The sequence below is a fragment of the Flavobacterium sp. MK4S-17 genome (genome assembly GCF_009848495.1).
GTDB lineage: Bacteria > Bacteroidota > Bacteroidia > Flavobacteriales > Flavobacteriaceae > Flavobacterium.
This window is the reverse complement of the sequence record NZ_WWEP01000011.1, coordinates 1-17,755: the sequence shown is the minus strand read 5'-3', so window position 1 is coordinate 17,755 and position 17,755 is coordinate 1. Positions and strand designations below refer to the sequence as shown.

The 17,755-nt window shown below is 40.2% G+C and carries 19 protein-coding genes; 15 read left to right on the top strand and 4 right to left on the bottom strand.

What is annotated here, in order from left to right:
- The first annotated feature begins 218 nt into the window (after window positions 1–218).
- The 10 genes from hemA to GSF09_RS04835 all read left to right on the top strand — a co-directional run bounded on the left by hemA (window position 219) and on the right by GSF09_RS04835 (window position 9,374).
- Window positions 219–1,475, top strand: coding sequence for a glutamyl-tRNA reductase (gene hemA / locus GSF09_RS04880; protein WP_159799819.1), 1,257 nt, complete (start codon window positions 219–221; stop codon window positions 1,473–1,475).
- Window positions 1,472–2,398 (top strand): hydroxymethylbilane synthase, encoded by a 927-nt coding sequence (gene hemC / locus GSF09_RS04875; RefSeq protein ID WP_159799818.1) that lies wholly within the window; start codon window positions 1,472–1,474, stop codon window positions 2,396–2,398. Before hemA ends, hemC begins: the two co-directional genes overlap by 4 nt.
- A 4-nt stretch (window positions 2,399–2,402) precedes the next feature.
- Window positions 2,403–4,139 (top strand): TrkH family potassium uptake protein, encoded by a 1,737-nt coding sequence (locus tag GSF09_RS04870; RefSeq protein ID WP_159799817.1) that lies wholly within the window; start codon window positions 2,403–2,405, stop codon window positions 4,137–4,139.
- A 9-nt stretch (window positions 4,140–4,148) separates the two neighbouring features.
- Window positions 4,149–4,841 (top strand): TrkA family potassium uptake protein, encoded by a 693-nt coding sequence (locus GSF09_RS04865; protein WP_159799816.1) that lies wholly within the window; start codon window positions 4,149–4,151, stop codon window positions 4,839–4,841.
- A 3-nt stretch (window positions 4,842–4,844) separates the two neighbouring features.
- Entirely contained in the window at window positions 4,845–5,528 is a 684-nt protein-coding gene (locus tag GSF09_RS04860; protein WP_159799815.1) for a uroporphyrinogen-III synthase, read from the top strand.
- A 30-nt stretch (window positions 5,529–5,558) separates the two neighbouring features.
- Window positions 5,559–6,584 (top strand): uroporphyrinogen decarboxylase, encoded by a 1,026-nt coding sequence (gene hemE / locus GSF09_RS04855; RefSeq protein WP_159799814.1) that lies wholly within the window; start codon window positions 5,559–5,561, stop codon window positions 6,582–6,584.
- Window positions 6,585–6,596: 12 nt separating this feature from the next.
- Window positions 6,597–6,989 (top strand): DUF1801 domain-containing protein, encoded by a 393-nt coding sequence (locus GSF09_RS04850; protein WP_159799813.1) that lies wholly within the window; start codon window positions 6,597–6,599, stop codon window positions 6,987–6,989.
- 2 nt (window positions 6,990–6,991) lie between these two features.
- Window positions 6,992–7,894 (top strand): oxygen-dependent coproporphyrinogen oxidase, encoded by a 903-nt coding sequence (hemF, locus tag GSF09_RS04845; RefSeq protein WP_159799812.1) that lies wholly within the window; start codon window positions 6,992–6,994, stop codon window positions 7,892–7,894.
- Window positions 7,895–7,967: 73 nt separating this feature from the next.
- Entirely contained in the window at window positions 7,968–8,963 is a 996-nt protein-coding gene (gene hemB, locus GSF09_RS04840) for a porphobilinogen synthase (protein ID WP_159799811.1), read from the top strand.
- A gap of 12 nt (window positions 8,964–8,975) precedes the next feature.
- Complete coding sequence (locus tag GSF09_RS04835; RefSeq protein WP_159799810.1) at window positions 8,976–9,374, top strand: c-type cytochrome; 399 nt, start codon at window positions 8,976–8,978, stop codon at window positions 9,372–9,374.
- On the opposite strand, the gene GSF09_RS04830 is transcribed toward GSF09_RS04835, so the two are convergent.
- The gene (locus tag GSF09_RS04830) at window positions 9,375–10,055 is read right to left on the bottom strand and encodes a response regulator transcription factor (protein WP_159799809.1); all 681 of its coding nucleotides are present in this window, start codon (window positions 10,053–10,055) and stop codon (window positions 9,375–9,377) included.
- The gene (locus GSF09_RS04825; RefSeq protein WP_236564848.1) at window positions 10,052–11,329 is read right to left on the bottom strand and encodes a sensor histidine kinase KdpD; all 1,278 of its coding nucleotides are present in this window, start codon (window positions 11,327–11,329) and stop codon (window positions 10,052–10,054) included. The genes GSF09_RS04830 and GSF09_RS04825 overlap by 4 nt, the downstream gene beginning before the upstream one ends.
- 176 nt (window positions 11,330–11,505) lie before the next feature.
- On the opposite strand from GSF09_RS04825, the gene GSF09_RS04820 reads away from it, so the two are divergent.
- The 5 genes from GSF09_RS04820 (at window position 11,506) to GSF09_RS04800 (ending at window position 16,251) form a co-directional block, all read left to right on the top strand.
- Complete coding sequence (locus GSF09_RS04820) at window positions 11,506–11,973, top strand: DUF1573 domain-containing protein (RefSeq protein ID WP_159799808.1); 468 nt, start codon at window positions 11,506–11,508, stop codon at window positions 11,971–11,973.
- A 99-nt stretch (window positions 11,974–12,072) separates the two neighbouring features.
- Window positions 12,073–12,546 (top strand): methylated-DNA--[protein]-cysteine S-methyltransferase, encoded by a 474-nt coding sequence (locus GSF09_RS04815; protein ID WP_159799807.1) that lies wholly within the window; start codon window positions 12,073–12,075, stop codon window positions 12,544–12,546.
- 62 nt (window positions 12,547–12,608) lie between these two features.
- Window positions 12,609–13,814, top strand: a complete 1,206-nt coding sequence (locus GSF09_RS04810) for a serine hydrolase (RefSeq protein ID WP_159799806.1) — start codon at window positions 12,609–12,611, stop codon at window positions 13,812–13,814.
- Between the two features lie 13 nt (window positions 13,815–13,827).
- Complete coding sequence (locus tag GSF09_RS04805) at window positions 13,828–14,541, top strand: 3'-5' exonuclease (RefSeq protein WP_159799805.1); 714 nt, start codon at window positions 13,828–13,830, stop codon at window positions 14,539–14,541.
- A 24-nt stretch (window positions 14,542–14,565) separates the two neighbouring features.
- On the top strand, window positions 14,566–16,251 hold the full coding sequence (locus GSF09_RS04800; protein ID WP_159799804.1) for an ABC transporter ATP-binding protein: 1,686 nt from the start codon (window positions 14,566–14,568) through the stop codon (window positions 16,249–16,251).
- 104 nt (window positions 16,252–16,355) lie between these two features.
- Here GSF09_RS04800 and GSF09_RS04795 read toward each other — a convergent pair whose 3' ends face one another.
- Both GSF09_RS04795 and GSF09_RS04790 read right to left on the bottom strand, forming a co-directional pair.
- A complete protein-coding gene (locus GSF09_RS04795; protein ID WP_159799803.1) occupies window positions 16,356–17,015 on the bottom strand; it encodes a CoA transferase subunit B in 660 nt (219 codons plus the stop codon).
- A 1-nt stretch (window position 17,016) separates the two neighbouring features.
- Window positions 17,017–17,718 carry a CoA transferase subunit A gene (locus GSF09_RS04790; protein WP_159799802.1) on the bottom strand — a complete coding sequence of 234 codons (702 nt, stop codon included), beginning with the start codon at window positions 17,716–17,718 and terminating at the stop codon, window positions 17,017–17,019.
- Window positions 17,719–17,755 lie beyond the last annotated feature (37 nt).

The window sequence follows — 17,755 nt, the reverse complement described above, 5'->3', positions numbered from 1 at the left end:
TTTACTGCATACAGTTAACCTATTCGTTGTTTTTATTTAGAATAATTCTAAACTATTTTTATGCAAAGTGCTGATTTTATTGCAAATTTAGCGTAATTAAATTTATTTTGGGTTTTTAGGGGTAAAATATCAGTAAGCGATATAAAAAGAACCTACAGCGTTATTTTTAACAATACGTTAATAATAATTTTGTCGCTACTTTTAGGAGAGTGAGTAATATGGATAATAATAACTTACCAAAGCATCAGTACTTTTATGCCGTTGGGTTAAGCTACCGTAAGGCTGATGCTGAAATAAGGGGAAAATTCAGCCTGGATGCCGGGGGCAAAACAAAAGTATTGCAGCAGGCAAACCAGGAAGGCATTGGCAGCCTTATAGTTATTTCTACCTGCAACAGGACTGAAATATATGGCTTTGCCCAGCACCCCTTCCAGCTTATAAAACTACTTTGTGATAACAGCCAGGGAAGTGTTGAGGAATTTCAGCGCGTGGCTTTTGTATATAAAGGCAATGAGGCCATAAATCATATTTTTAGGGTAGGTACAGGGCTTGACAGCCAGATTCTTGGCGATTTTGAAATTATAAGCCAGATAAAATCCGGTTTTGTAGAGTCCAAAAACTTAGGAATGGCAAATGCCTTTCTTGAAAGGCTTGTAAACTGTGTAATACAGGCAAGTAAAAGAATAAAAAATGAAACGGAATTAAGCTCGGGAGCTACTTCGGTTTCCTTTGCATCGGTACAGTATATAATGAACAACGTGCCCAATGTGGCAGACAAGGATATTCTGCTTTTCGGCACCGGAAAGATTGGCCGCAATACCTGCGAAAACCTTGTTAAGCACACTAAGAACAATCATATAACCCTTGTGAACCGCACGCGGGATAAAGCCGAAAAAATTGCCGGCAAATTTAATCTTGTGGTTAAGGATTATGATGTGCTTCCGCTGGAAATACCAAAGGCCGATGTGCTTGTGGTAGCAACAGGGGCGCAAACCCCCACTATTGATAAAGATATACTAGTATTAAACAAGCCTTTGCTTATACTTGACCTTTCCATACCCAAAAACGTGCATGATAATGTAAAGGAACTGGAAGGTGTAACAGTGGTTCACCTGGACGACCTTTCCCGGATTACCGACGAAACACTGGAAAACCGCAAAAAACACATTCCTGCCGCCGAGGCTATAATCAGTGAAATTACAGATGAATTTGTAAACTGGGTAAATGCCCGCAAGTTTGCACCTACCATACACGCGCTTAAAGAAAAGCTTAACTTAATAAAAGACACAGAACTAAACTTCCAACGCAAAAAAATCAGTAATTTTGATGAAGAGCAGGCTGAGATTATCAGCAAAAGGATTATTCATAAAATTACAACGCAATTTGCGAATCATCTGAAAGACAGGGAAACCATGGTGGACGAAAGCATTGAATGGATTGAAAAGGTTTTTCAGATTGAAACCACTACAAAATGAGCAAAGCCATAAGGATAGGCACACGCGACAGCGAACTTGCGCTGTGGCAGGCCAACACCGTTAAGCGCAAACTGGACGCCTTAGGATATACAACTGAAATTGTAGCTGTTAAATCAGCGGGCGATATTGTGCTTGATGTGCCCTTGTATGAATTTGGTATTACAGGCATTTTTACAAAAACGCTAGATGTAGCCATGATTAAAGGCGAGGTAGATATAGCTGTGCACAGCATGAAGGATGTACCCACCGCCCTGCCTAAGGGTATTGTGCAGGCTGCCGTGCTGGAACGGGCTAACATTCTTGATATACTGGTTTATAAAAACTCCCCCGATTTTATGAATGATGCGGCAACAATAGCTACAGGCAGCCTGCGGAGGCAGGCGCAGTGGCTCAACCGCTATCCGCACCATACTGTTGTTGACCTTAGGGGTAATGTAAATACACGCCTTAAAAAATTAAATGATAACAACTGGAACGGTGCCATATTTGCCGCTGCAGGGCTGGAGCGCATTAACCTCCTGCCGGAGGAGCATATAGAACTTGACTGGATGATACCTGCCCCCGCGCAGGGTGCGATGCTGGCTGTTGCTATGGAGAATGACAGTTACAGCAGGGAAGCACTGGCAAAATTAAACCACCGTGAGAGCGAAATATGTACTTTTATCGAAAGGCAGTTCCTTAAAACACTTGAGGGCGGCTGCACTGCACCTATAGGTGCGCTGGCTGTTTTAAACGGTAATGAAATACGTTTTGAGGGTGTGCTTTTGTCAATAGACGGGAAAGAAAAGATACATATTGAGAAAGTTATAACCACAGATGCCGATTATACAAAATTTGGGCACGAATGTGCGCTTGAGGTACTGCAAAACGGCGGTAATGAAGTAATGAAACTGATACGGGAAAAACTGGACAATAAAAATTAGCCGGATGTTTAAAAACCTTTCATATACCCTTTCAAGAATTTATGGCTTTGTAGATATACTGCTGATAGTATTTCTTGTTTTTGATTTCGGGTATGAAAACATTATAAACACCTGGCTGGACCATAAAACATTATACCTTGGGCTACTTGTTATTGCCCTTGTTATTTTTAATGTGCTGCGCCACATTTATACCCATAAAACAAATCTGCGAAAATCGTTCAGGGTAAATATTGCCATACTTGCCACTACGCTTTTTATTGCCTCCATAGCATTTTTAACGGGCAGCGAATATGAGCGGCTGGATACTGTAAATTATGTTATTGACACCGGGCTTATATTATATTTTTTCCTCAGGCTTTCCAGCCTTATCCGTAAGCTATACAGCATATATTATAACCCTGCCATATTATTTGTAGGCAGTTTTGCAATAATGGCCGTTATAGGCTCTTTTTTGCTAATGCTGCCTAATGCCACAACCCACGGAATAAGCTTTACCGATGCGCTGTTTACCTCTGTAAGTGCTGTGTGCGTTACCGGCCTGGTGGTTTTAGATACCGCCGCCGATTTTACCTTTATGGGTAAAATGGTTATTATTTCATTAATACAGCTTGGCGGTATAGGCATGCTTACCTTTACCTCATTTTTTTCCTACTTCTTTAAAAAAGGATCCACCTTTAGGGAAGGCATGAACGTGAGCAATTTTGTGGACAGTGAAGGCTTGCAGAATGTAATGCGGTTTGCCATGCGTGTAGTGGTATTTACACTGGGTATAGAACTTGTGGGGGCTGTACTGATTTATTTTATGATTAATGATGTAACCGTTATAAATAATAAAGTTTTCTTTTCTGTATTCCATTCCATATCTGCCTTTTGCAATGCAGGGTTTTCCACCCTTTCCGCAGGGCTTAACGACCCTGCCCTGGAGTCGGCCTATGCTTTCCAGTGGATTGTAATGCACCTGATTATATTGGGAGGCCTGGGCTACAACATAGTATTTAACTTTATTAGGTATATAAAACAACTTGTAATTAACAGCTTGGCCAGCGGAAGGCTGCACTCCCCGGTAAGGGTGCTTACCTTAAATTCTAAGATAGTGGTAGTTACCACAGCTATACTGCTAACGGCGGGAACCGCCTTCTTTTATTTTACAGAACAAAACCATCTTTTTGAAGGGAAAACCTGGTTTGGTAAATTAACGGCTGCAGGTTTTACCTCTGTAACTGCCAGGACAGCAGGTTTTAACACCTTTGACTTTGCAGAGCTTACCATGCCTGCCATACTTTTTGTAATTTTCCTAATGTGGATTGGTGCATCGCCGGGCTCTACAGGTGGCGGTATAAAAACCAGCACCTTTGCACTGGCTACCATCAATATAATTTCCATAGCCAAAGGCAAAGAACGTATAGAACTTGCAGGGCGAAAAATAAACAGTGAGTCGGTTAAGCGCGCCTTTGCCATTATATGTATTTCACTCATGGTAATAGGGGCGGGTATTTTAATGATATTATTTTTTGAAACTAAATTCACGCTTATACAGATAGCTTTTGAAACCTTTTCGGCTTTCAGCACCGTTGGCCTTAGTATGGGTATTACGGCAAGCTTAAGTATAGGCAGTAAATATGTATTGATTTTTGTAATGTTTTTCGGCAGGATAGGATTGCTCAACCTTCTTGTAGGTATGTTAAAAACCATGCCTGCGCACAGCTATTCCTACCCTGAAGAAAATATCTTAATAAACTAAACCATGCCCATGAAAATCATAATATTCGGACTGGGAAATTTCGGCATGTCGCTGGCGGTTAACCTTACGGAAACAGGAAATGAAGTTATCGGTATTGATAACAATATGGATAAGGTAAATATTGTAAAAAACAAAATATCGCATGCCATTTGCATGGATGCCACCAATGAGTCGGCTTACCAGGCACTGCCTATAAAAGATGCCGACCTTGCGGTAATTGCCATTGGCGAAAACGAAGGTGCTGCCATTATTGCCACGGCTGTTGTAAAGAAACTTACCAATGCCCGCATAATAGGCCGGTCGCTGTCGCCAATACATGATACGGTGCTTGATGCAATGGGCATACAAACCATTATACACCCGGAGCAGGATTTTGCCGACAGGCTCGCTAAAAAAATCAACCTGAAAGGTATAGTGGATAATTTCAGTATTGATAAAAACTATTCCATATCAGAGATAAAGGCTTTGCCTGAATTTGATGGAAAAACGCTTGAGGAATTACAGTTCAGGGAAAAATTTAACCTTACCGTTATCACTATTATCCGCAAAAAGATGAGGAAATCCATACTGGGCACTACAAGTATGGTAAGCCAATCAGAAGGTTTTATTGATAAGGAAAGTATTATTTACACAGATGACATACTTGTTGTTTTCGGGCTTAATAAGGATATAGGAAAGTTTTGCAGCCGCACCGGCAAGTAAGATATGGAAAGTAATATCAGGATACTATCAACAAAAAAATTACTGCCCTCCCAAAGGCAGTATCTCCTTAATGCAGGAATAGCTGTAGTGGAAGCTGATTTTATAAGTGTTAAACTAAAGCCTTTTAACGCCGAAGTTGTACATAATAACCTGATATTTACCAGCTACAATGCTTTTAAAAGCTTTTTAAAAAACGGCAAGGCAGGTAAAGAATATAAAATATTTTGCGTGGGTTATAAAACAGCACAGGCAATTAAAGCAAAAGGCTATAAAGTGACAGAAACCGCCGACTATGCCGAGGAACTTTCCGAAATTATAACAGGCTTTTATGCGAAAGAAGCCTTTACTTTTTTTTGTGGTAATATGAGGCGTGATACTCTGCCCGACGCTATGACAAAAGCAGGAATAAATTTTAATGAGGTTGAGGCTTATGAAACAGCATTAACCCCACAAAAATTAAATACACAGGCCAACGGGATTTTGTTTTTCAGCCCGTCGGGTGTTGAAAGCTATTTACAGGAGAATGGTATAAATAATGAAACCTGTTTTTGCATAGGCACAACCACCGCAAAAGCTTTGGAACGGTTTACCGGCACTATTGTAACTGCCAACCGCCCTTCTGTTGAAAATGTAATTATACAATGTATTAACCATTATAAAAATAAACTGTCAGCCCAAAGTATATAAGTACTAAGGGAGGCATTAACATAATTTTGTATGAGCATAAAGAATGACCTTTTTTTAAAAGCGCTTCGCAATGAAACTGTAGAGCGCCCACCCGTTTGGATGATGCGCCAGGCAGGACGTTACTTACCTGAATTTAGAGCACTACGCGATAAATATGACTTTTTTACACGTTGCCGTACTCCGGAACTTGCTGCCGAAATAACCGTTCAGCCCATACGCATTGTAAAGCCGGATGCCGCCATACTTTTCAGTGATATACTGGTAATACCGCAGGCAATGGGTATAGAGGTGCAGATGAAGGAAAATGTAGGCCCGTGGCTGCCAAACCCTATCCGCAGCGCGCAGGATGTGGAAAAGGTAATTGTTCCTGATGTTAATGAAACCCTTGGCTATGTAATGGATGCCATAAAGCTGACAAAGGAAATGCTGGAGGATGAAGTGCCGCTTATAGGCTTTGCCGGTTCTCCATGGACAATTTTATGTTATGCCGTTGAAGGAAAAGGCTCTAAAAGTTTTGATACCGCCAAAGGTTTCTGCTTTTCGCAACCTGAAGCAGCACATGCATTGTTACAAAAAATTACAGATACCACAATTGCCTACTTAAAAGAAAAAGTAAAGGCAGGCGTTAATGCAGTCCAGATATTTGACAGCTGGGGCGGCATGCTGAGCCCTGTTGACTACCAGGAATTTTCCTGGAAATATATTAACCAGATTGTAGAAGCCCTTGCTACTGATACACACGTAATTGTTTTTGGAAAAGGATGCTGGTTTGCTTTAGGCGATATGGCACAAAGCAAGGCTTCGGCACTTGGGGTGGACTGGACATGCTCGGCAAGGAATGCACGCTACCTTAGTAGTGGCAGGATAACACTACAGGGTAATTTTGACCCTTCAAGGCTTTTATCGCCAATACCTGTCATTAAAAAAATGGTGCATGAAATGATAGATGAGTTTGGCAAGGATAATTATATAGTAAACCTGGGGCATGGCATACTGCCTAATATCCCGGTAGATCATGCCAGGGCGTTTATTGATGCAGTAAAGGAATATAAATAAATTCTGAAGGTTATGGATACTGACTTAATAGCGTATAACAATGCACTTACCGAGGGTGATAAAGCAATATGCGATATATTATCAGAAACCATAAACAATAACCTCAACTCTACTGAAAGTAAGATATGGCATGCGCACCCTGTGTGGTTTATTGAAGGAAATCCTGTTGTTGGTTATAGCAAGCTAAAAAACTGCATACGGCTAATGTTTTGGAGCGGGCAGTCTTTTGATGAAGAACTATTAAATGTGAGAGGTAAAAAATTTAAAGATGCTTCTATTGAATTTACACATGCCGATCAAATAAATCAGGAAGATATAAAACGCTGGCTGGAAAAATCGGAAAAAATACAATGGGATTATAAAAACATTGTAAAGCGGAAAGGTGTTTTGGAACGATTGAAATAAAAATGAAAGATAAATTTTACGCATATATACAGCAATTGCAGGATAATATTACCGCAAAGCTTGAAGAGGTGGACGGTAAAGCAAAATTTCGGCAGGATATATGGGAAAGGCCGGAAGGGGGTGGCGGCCGCACCCGCGTGCTGGAAAACGGTAATGTATTTGAAAAAGGGGGGGTTAACATCTCTGCGGTGCATGGGCCATTGCCTAAAGCCATGCAGGCTTACTTTGGCGTGGGGGAAGTTGATTTTTATGCCTGCGGGCTTAGCCTGGTTATACATCCGGAAAATCCTTTTGTACCTACGGTTCACGCCAACTGGCGTTACTTTGAAATGTATGATAAGCAGGGAAATACTGTAGATAGCTGGTTTGGCGGCGGGCAGGACTTAACGCCTTACTACCTTTTTGATGAAGATGCAGCACATTTTCATAAAACGTGCAAAGCAGCCTGCGACAAGCATAATCCTGATTTTTACCCGGACTTTAAAAAGCAGTGCGATGCATATTTTTGGAACACCCACCGCAATGAAGCCAGGGGGATAGGCGGTTTGTTTTTTGACCGCTGCAAGGGTACTGAAAGCTTCAGCATTGAGCAATGGTATAATTTTGTTACCGAAGTAGGCAATAGTTTCCTTGAAGCTTATGTACCTATTGTTGAAAGGAGAAAAGATATCAGATATAATGATGCCAACCGCAACTGGCAGGAAATTCGCCGGGGGCGTTATGTAGAGTTTAACCTTGTGCATGATAAGGGTACCTTGTTTGGCTTAAAAACCAATGGCCGTATTGAAAGTATATTAATGAGCCTGCCGCCCCATGTGCAGTGGATATATGACCATCAGCCGGAACCGGGCAGTGACGAAGAAAGATTAATAACAGTATTGAAAAATCCAAAAGACTGGATTTAAAAACACGGTAATATGACAAAAGTCATTCATCATATAACCAACAATTTACAACTTTGATTAAAATATAAAAATCATGTTCCCAATACACCGAAACAGAAGGTTAAGAACTACAGAGTCCATACGCTCATTAGTACGTGAAACTATAATAACACCTAATGACTTTATGTTCCCCATGTTTATTGCCGAAGGCAAAGACATACAGGTAGAAATACCATCTATGCCAGGCATCTACAGGAGGTCTATAGACCTTACCGTGAAAGAGGTAAAGGAATTATGGAATTTAGGTATTAAGGCAGTAAACATATATGTTAAGGTTAGCGATAACCTTAAGGATAATACAGGTAAGGAAGCATGGAATCCTGATGGGCTTATGCAGCAGGCCATAAAAGCCATAAAAGATGCTGTGCCGGGCATGGTAATTATGCCGGATGTAGCGTTAGACCCTTACTCCGTTTACGGCCATGACGGTATTATTAAAAATGGCGAGATAGCTAATGATGAAACGGTAGATGCCTTGGTGCGTATGGCAGTTTCGCATGCCGAAGCAGGTGCAGATTTTGTGGCTCCCAGTGATATGATGGATGGGAGAGTTATCCGCCTTCGTGAAGGGCTTGATAAAGCCGGGTTCCATAATGTAGGTATTATGAGCTACAGTGCAAAGTATGCCTCTTCTTTTTACGGGCCTTTTCGCGATGCACTGGACAGCGCACCAAAGGATTCAGGCATAGAAGTGCCAAAGGATAAAAAAACATACCAAATGGATTATGCCAACCGCGTTGAAGCAATAAAAGAAGCCCTGCATGATGTGGAGGAAGGCGCAGATATTGTGATGGTAAAACCTGGCATTGCTTACCTTGACATTGTGCGAGAGGTAAAAAATGCGGTTAATGTGCCGGTTTCTGTATATCATGTATCCGGTGAATATGCCATGATAAAAGCTGCTGCCGAAAGAGGGTGGCTTGAGCATGATAAAGTTATGATTGAGCAGCTACACTGCATTAAGCGTGCAGGGGCAGATATTATCTCTACTTACTTCGCCAAAGAAGCGGCCATACTTTTAAACCAATAAAAATTTGCTGTAATGAAAAAACTGTTATTTGCCTGCATGTTGGCTGCATTAATATCATGCAAGGAAGAAGCTAAAAAGGAAACTCCTGCTTTAAATACGGAAGAAGTAAGCGAAGGTGAAATGGCAAACATGACAGCTTCAGAAAAATTGGGGCAGGAAATATTTAACGGTAAAGGCAATTGCTTTTCCTGCCATAAACCCGACCAAAAAATAATAGGCCCCAGCATTAAGGAAATTGCACGTATTTACAAGGAAAAAAATGGCGATATGATTGCTTTTTTAAAAGGTGATGGAGAACCTATAGTTGACCCATCGCAATATGCAGTAATGAAAACCAATTTTGCCATAACCAAAAATTTTAGTGAAGAAGAGCTTAAAGCTGTAGAAGATTATATTTACAGTTTTAATTAATCAGGGAGCTACCAGCTTAAAACCAACACGCGGAATATTTTCAATCCTGATGCTTTCATCATCCTTAAAAATTTTACGCAGCCGTGATATGAACACATCCATACTGCGGCCCATAAAATAATCATCGGTACCCCAAAGCTCTTTCAGCATATGTTCCCTTTTTAGTATAACGTTCTTGTTTGCAGCAAACAGTTTTAGCAATGCTGCTTCCCTTTCTGTAAGCTGTATGGTTTCATTATTTTTGGAAAGTATAAAGTTATCCGCATCAAATGTAAATGTGCCAATGCTATATATGTTATTTTTAGCAACGGCAAATTTTTGGCTGCGCTGTAAAAAAACTTCAATTTTTAATATTAGCTCCTCTATACTGTAGGGCTTTATTAGGTAATCATCTGCCCCAAGCCTCAAACCTTTTATCCTGTCTTCTTTTAATGTTTTTGCCGAAAGGAAAATAATAGGTATTTCAAGGTTCAGCCCGCGTATAGCGGCTGCCAGTTCAAAGCCGTCCATTTCAGGCAGCATAACATCAAGTATGCAAAGGTCAAACACCTGCTTTTTAAAAGCTTCCAAAGCTGATCTCCCATCAGAAAAATGAGCTACTACATAATGCTGTTCCAAATTATCGGCAGTCAAAAATGCCAGTGTATTATCGTCTTCTACATACAGTATTTTCTTTTTCATAAAATATTCGCTTTGGGAATAGAAACAGTAATAGTAAGGCCCTGCCCTTCATTATTTTTTATACTGATTTTCCAGCCGTGCATTTCGCATATCTTTTTCACATAAAAAAGCCCTATACCAAAGCCCTCCACTTCCTTTTTATTTTCACGCGGCACACGGTAAAACCTGTCAAAAACATAATCTATATGCTGGCTTGGTATTCCTGGCCCGTTATCGCTGAAATTCAGGTTAAGATACCGGCCTTTTTGTTCTATAGTAATATTTATTTCAGGAAATTCGCAGCCGTATTTAACTGCATTTTCAACAATGTTATAGGCTATATTATAAAAGTGGAACTGGTCGCCCATAGTGCTGTAGGTTAACTTGTCAGTATTAATATTTATTCTGGCTGACGTATATTTTAATTCTGCATTTTCTTTAACCAGTTGCAGGGTGTCTGTTATATTAAAGGGCTTTTTATCAATCCCTATCAGGTTGGAGTCTGCACGGGCTACGTTAAGTATTTTTTCAATATGCTGGTTTAGCTTATTGCTCTGCTCAATAATAATACCCAGGTATTTATTCAGCTTAGGGTTCCTTTCTATTTCCTCCTGCTTTACAGCATAATTTGAGGCAATTAATATAGATGACAACGGGGTTTTAAACTCATGTGTCATGTTATTGATAAAGTCCTTTTGCAATTCGGTGTATTTCTTTTGCTTGAGCAGCATAAAAATAGAATATACATAAATGACAAGCACAAGAAAAAGTACGCCAGTGTAAATCCAATATTGCTGCAGCGATGAAATATAACTATGCCTTAACTGCGGAAATCGTACTGCAAAGTAATATACCAGCCCTTCCTTTTTTGTAAAGCAATTTTCACATTTAAGCTTTTCCGTTTCTGCTTTACCTGCCGATTGTATATATTTTCCATATACCATTTCATCGGAAGCGCAATTATAAACAGCATATTCATAATCAATATCCAGCTTTACCTTTTCAAATTCGCTTTGCAGGTAATATTCCAGTATGGGCGCCTCAAAAACATCATCTACATTAACTACATAATAATCTTCCGATACTTTTTTTATAGGGCTTGCCGCAGGAGGCTCATTACCATTATCCCTATAAATTTTATCAACCACATCCTGAAGCGCAAAATGAATTTTCTCCCCAAGCTCCTTTTTTTCAAACAAATAGGCCTGGTTTAGCATAACCAATTGCATGGTTAAAACGCCGGTAATAGCAATAAGCCCGATAAATACAATAATGTTTAACTTGCTAATCTTCAATTTTGGTATATATTTTGCATAAACTATATTAGCACAAATATAAATAGGCTGCAAACCGTTAACAAGTCATTAACAAGACTTTGAAACAGATTAACATCTATATTAAAATAAGTAAATATATTTGTGATGCAATTAACACTAAAAACAATTTTAACAATTAATAATTAAGTAAGATTATGAAATCATTAAAACTTTCTTTATTTGCTGTTGCCGGTGCTTTATTACTTTCGTTTTCAGCATCCGCACAACAGGCTACTCCTAAGAAATCAATTGTAAAGGCTGAAACCAAAGAAAAAAACATGACTCCTTCAGGAATTACATGGACTGAGGACACCCACAATTTTGGTGATATTGAAAAAGGCAAACCTGTTTCCCATGAGTTCACTTTTAAAAACACTACCAAGCAAACCGTGCTTATTACAAATGTAAAAGCCTCTTGCGGATGTACAGCTACAAACTACACAAAAACCCCTATTAAACCGGGAGAAATGGGTAGTGTAACAGCTACTTATAATGCAGCACATGCAGGCAGTTTTACAAAACAGGTTACTGTTACTACAAATGACAGCGATGTTAATAAAGTACTGCATATTAAAGGTAAAGTAATAGCTCCTGATACAGAAACTCCTGCTTCAAACCAGTAATTACATTAAGCAATATAATTTAAAGCCATCTACAACAGATGGCTTTTTTATTCAAATACATTATCTTTACTCCCTGTCCAAGCAACTTATCCACATATAATGCAGCAGGCTTATATAAATACACCCTTAGGCTCCTGCCTTATTGAAGGCGATGATATCGGTGTGTGTAAAATATGGGTACTGGATGAAAAACATAATCCTACAGTTTCAATACCTGCTGAACTGAAAGAGGCTGTTGCACAACTGGAAGAGTATTTTTCCGGTAAAAGGAAAACTTTTGATTTTAAAATGAACCCACAGGGCACCGAATTCCAGAAAAAAGTATGGAAGGCACTTTTGGAAATACCCTATGGTAAAACAACCTCCTACCATGAACTATCAGTAAAACTGGGCGATGTAAAAGCCATACGCGCTGTGGCATCGGCCAATGGAAAAAATCCGCTTTGGGTTGTTGTACCGTGCCACAGGGTTATAGGTTCAGATGGTTCGCTTACAGGATATGCCGGCGGGCTATGGCGCAAAAAATGGCTTTTGGAGCACGAAACACCACCTGCGCAGCAAAGCCTGTTTTAACAGGTATAATAGCAATGATAAGATAATTTCCATAAATTCGTAACTATTATATACTGCTGCTTATGAAATTCCTTAAAAACTTTTTTATATGGCTGGCCATAGTGTTCAGCTTCATCATTGTGCTGATGTATATTTTTGATGTTGATTACCTTTTAAGGGCAGTCCGCACTATATATTTCAGGGGGGAAACCACAGCTTTTTTAGGTGATTACACACATTTCCCTAACAGGGTTATAAAAAAAGGTGAGCCACAGCCTTGGCCCTTACATACTGATTATAATAAGGTAAAAGCTACCCAAAGGCTTGAAGAAACTCATAAAAAACTGGAAACCGTTGCCTACCTCATCATAAAAAATGACAGTATATGGCATGAAAGCTATTATGACGGTTATGGTAAAGACAGTAAATCCAACTCTTTTTCAATGGCTAAAAGTATCGTTTCGGCAGCACTGTTTAAAGCTATTGAAGAGGGAAAAATTAAAAGCCTTGACCAAAAAGTTGGCGATTTTTTTCCTGAATTCAGTACCGGGCTGGCTGCAAAAATGACGGTAGGCGATTTATCATCTATGGCTTCCGGGTTAAGCTGGGACGAAAAATATTACAGCCCTTTTTCTATTGTAACCCGTGCCTATTTTGATGACGACCTTAAAAAGGTAATATTGGGGCTTAAAGTTATAGAAGAACCGGGTAAAAAATTTAAATACCTAAGCGGGGCTACACAATTACTTGCCATGGTTATTGAAAAAGCCACAGGGCAATACCTTTCCGACTATGTTTCGCAAAAATTCTGGAAACCAATGGGTGCAGCGCATGATGCTTTATGGCAGCTTGATGACCCGGACGGAATTGAAAAAGCCTATTGCTGCATTGCCAGCAATGCAAGGGACTTTGCACGATTTGGTAAATTATGTGAGCATGAGGGCAACTGGAACGGCAAGCAGTTACTAAGTGCGGAACATGTAAATAAAATGGTTACTCCGCGCTTTAAGGAGTCACCGCAATATGGTTATGGCTGGTGGATACATAGTTACCTTGGCAAGAAAATGTTTTACATGCGTGGGCATTTGGGGCAGTTTGTTATAGTAGTGCCACAGGATAATATTATTATAGTAAGGCTGGGGCATTTAAAAGGGCTGCAAACCGATACCGACCCACACAGTAATGATTTTTATGTATATGTGGATGAAGCCTATAAAATGATGGGTATGCTACAACCCGGTGAAGGCTTGGGCAACTCAAAACCATTAACAGAAGAAGAAGCCCAATAAATCAGTTACTGTAATGATTGAAAAAGTAAAACTTGAAAATATACTTTTCCTTGATATAGAAACCGTGCCGGAGCATGAACATTATGATATGCTGGACGAGGAGTCGCAACTGCTTTATGACCTTAAAACGCAGTACCAGCGGAAAGATGGCATTACAGCCGGCGAGTTTTATGAACGTGCAGGTATTTGGGCAGAGTTTGGAAAAATTGTATGCCTTTCGGCAGGTTTTTTTACTTTTAAAAACGATATCAGGCATTTTAGGGTTACTTCCTTTTGCGGGGATGAACAAAAGATTTTAAAAGATTTCAGCAACCTGCTGATAAACCATTTTAACCAGCCCCAGCACATTATGTGCGGCCATAATGCCAAGGAATTCGACTTCCCCTTTATAGCGCGGCGTATGGTTATAAACGGCTTGCCCATACCACCCAAACTAAACCTTTTTGGCAAAAAGCCATGGGAAGTGCCGCACCTCGACACTATGGAACTATGGAAGTTTGGCGACTATAAAAGTTTTACCTCCTTAAAGCTCCTCACAAAAATATTAGGCATACCCTCCCCTAAAGGCGATATTGATGGTAGTATGGTAGGCCATGTTTATCATGTTGAAAAAGATATAGACCGCATTGTTACCTATTGCGAAAAAGACGTTGTTGCCGTGGCACAGGTACTTTTGCGTTTCCGCCGTGAAGATTTACTGGTGGATGATGAGATTATACATGTATAAACGCTTTTCCCTACCTTTACAATAATGAATAATCCCCTTTTACAAATAAGCAATGTTACTATTTCCGCTAAAAAAGAAGGCGAATGGACACCCATTGTAAAGGGCAGTAATTTTGCATTGCAGCAAAACGAAATACTGGGTATAGTAGGAGAATCCGGCTCCGGCAAGTCGGTTACATCGCTTGCGGTTATGGGGCTGCTGCCCAAAGGCATATTGCAGGTAACCGAGGGCAGTATAATTTTTGAAGGCAAAAGTATAACCATGCTTTCACAAAAGGAACTAATGCAGTTGCGCGGCAATGATATAGCCATGATTTTCCAGGAACCCATGAGTTCGCTTAATCCATCATTAACCTGTGGCTATCAGGTAGCAGAAATTTTAAAACAGCATACCACCCTTTCCAAAAAAGAAATTAAGCAAAAGGTAATCACCTTATTTGAAAAGGTTAAACTGCCCAATCCTGATAAGATATATAACCGCTATCCGCATGAAATATCGGGCGGGCAAAAGCAACGGGTTATGATTGCCATGGCTATTGCCTGCAAGCCGAAAATACTTATTGCCGATGAGCCTACCACTGCGCTTGATGTTACTGTGCAAAAGGATATTATAACCCTGCTTAGGGAATTACAGCAGGAAACAAAAATGAGCATCATTTTTATATCGCATGACCTTTCTCTTGTTTCGGGAATTGCTGACCGGGTAATAGTGATGTACAGGGGCGAAATTGTAGAACAGGGCCAAACAGAAAGCATTTTTAATAATCCACAGCACACTTATACCAAAGCACTGATTAACTCCAGGCCGTCGCTTGATGTACGCCTGAAAAGGCTGCCTACCATACAGGATTTTCTTTTAGGCAAGGTAAAGGAAGAAGAAATTACACCCGGGCAGCGTAAAAAAGAACATGAAAAGCTTTATGACAAACCACCTTTACTTGAGGTTACAAATATTGAAAAAGAATATATCTCATCAGCAGGAATATTTGGCAGGAATAGTAAATTTAAGGCTGTTGACGGTGTCAGTTTTAAAATATATGAAGGCGAAACATTAGGGCTTGTTGGGGAGTCCGGCTGTGGGAAATCAACTCTTGGCAATGCTATATTGCAACTGGATAAGGCTACAGCAGGAAAAATACTATACCGGGGCACTGACCTTACCACACTTTCACCTGCAAAAATACGGGAGTTGAGAAGAGAAATACAGATTATCTTCCAAGACCCCTATTCATCCTTAAATCCCAAGCTAACAGTAGGCAAAGCCATTATGGAACCCATGAAGGTACACCGCCTTTATAAAAATGACAGGGAGCGTAAACAAAAAACCCTTGAAATATTAAACCGCGTTGGCCTGGGCGAAGAACATTTTAACCGTTATCCGCATGAATTTTCGGGGGGGCAGCGGCAACGTATCGGCATTGCACGCACTATAGCGTTGCAGCCTAAATTAATTGTTTGCGATGAATCGGTTTCTGCCCTTGATATTTCGGTGCAGGCACAGGTACTTAACCTGCTGAATGAGTTAAAGGAAAACTTTGGGTTTACCTATATTTTTATTTCGCATGACCTTGCGGTTGTAAAATACATGAGCGACCAGGTAGTGGTTATGAATAAAGGTAAAATAGAAGAAATGAATGAAGCCGATGCGCTGTATGAGCATCCGCAAAAGGAATATACCAAAAAATTAATTGCTGCTATACCCGGCAAATAAGCAGTTTTTATCAATTGTCATTCTGAACGTAGTGAAGAATCTGAGAAACAGTATTATTTAATTCACTTTAGTTCAGAATGACAGTCAACTATATTATAAAATCATTATGCAATAACCATTTCAGGTATCTCACCCTCAACAATAAGGTTGCCTTCGGTAGCCTTTTTAATATCTTCAACAGAAACACCGGGAGCACGCTCCAAAAGCTTAAAACCTTCGGGCACAATTTCAAGTACGGCAAGTTCTGTTACTACTTTTTTAACACAGCCCACGCCTGTTAACGGCAATGTGCAGCGTTTTAGAAGTTTTGATTCGCCTGCTTTATTTACGTGCATCATAGCTACAATAATATTTTCGGCAGATGCCACTAAATCCATGGCACCTCCCATGCCCTTTACCATTTTGCCCGGAATTTTCCAGTTGGCTATATCGCCGTTTTCGGCAACTTCCATAGCCCCCAGAATGGTAAGGTCAACGTGTTGCCCACGAATCATACCGAAACTGGTAGCGGAATCAAAAAATGAAGCTCCCGGTAGTGTGGTAATGGTTTGTTTCCCGGCATTGATTACATCCGCATCTTCCTCCCCTTCATACGGGAAAGGCCCCATGCCTAAAACACCATTCTCACTCTGGAACTCAACAGAAATATCATCCCTTACATAATTAGCCACAAGAGTTGGTATGCCTATACCAAGATTAACAAAATAACCGTCTTTAACCTCTTTTGCTATTCGTTTTGCTATATCTTCTTTTCCTAATGCCATATTAACTGCGCTTTCTGGTTGTTCGTTGTTCAATCCTCTTCTCGTACTTTTCGCCTTTAAAAATCCTTTGTACAAAAATACCGGGTATGTGTATAAAGTTTGGGTCAAGTTCCCCTGCGGGAACCAGTTCCTCTACTTCGGCAACCGTGATTTTTGCAGCACCCGCCATACAGGAATTAAAGTTACGTGCCGTACCTTTAAATATAAGGTTACCGGCTTCATCGCCCTTCCATGCCTTTACTATGGCAAAGTCAGCTTTGTAGGCCTCTTCCAGTACGTGCATTTTACCATTCCATTCCCTTGATTCCTTTCCTTCTGCCACCTCGGTACCATACCCTGCCGGAGTATAAAAGGCCGGTATGCCTGCCTGTGCAGCACGGCACTTTTCGGCAAGTGTTCCCTGTGGTGTAAGTTCAACCTCCAGTTCCCCGCTAAGCATTTGGCGTTCAAATTCGGCATTTTCACCAACATAGGAAGATATCATTTTATTAATCTGTTTTTTTTGCAGCAGCAACCCAAGACCGAAATCGTCAACGCCTGCATTGTTTGATATACAGGTAAGGTTAGTTACTCCCTTTTTTACAAGTTCGGCTATGCTGTTTTCAGGAATGCCGCACAAACCGAAACCGCCAAGCATAATAGTCATGCCGCTTTTTACGTCTTGCAGGGCCTCCTCAACATTTTTAACTTTTTTATTAATCATACAATTAATTTTAATTTGGCGTATAAATATATAAAAA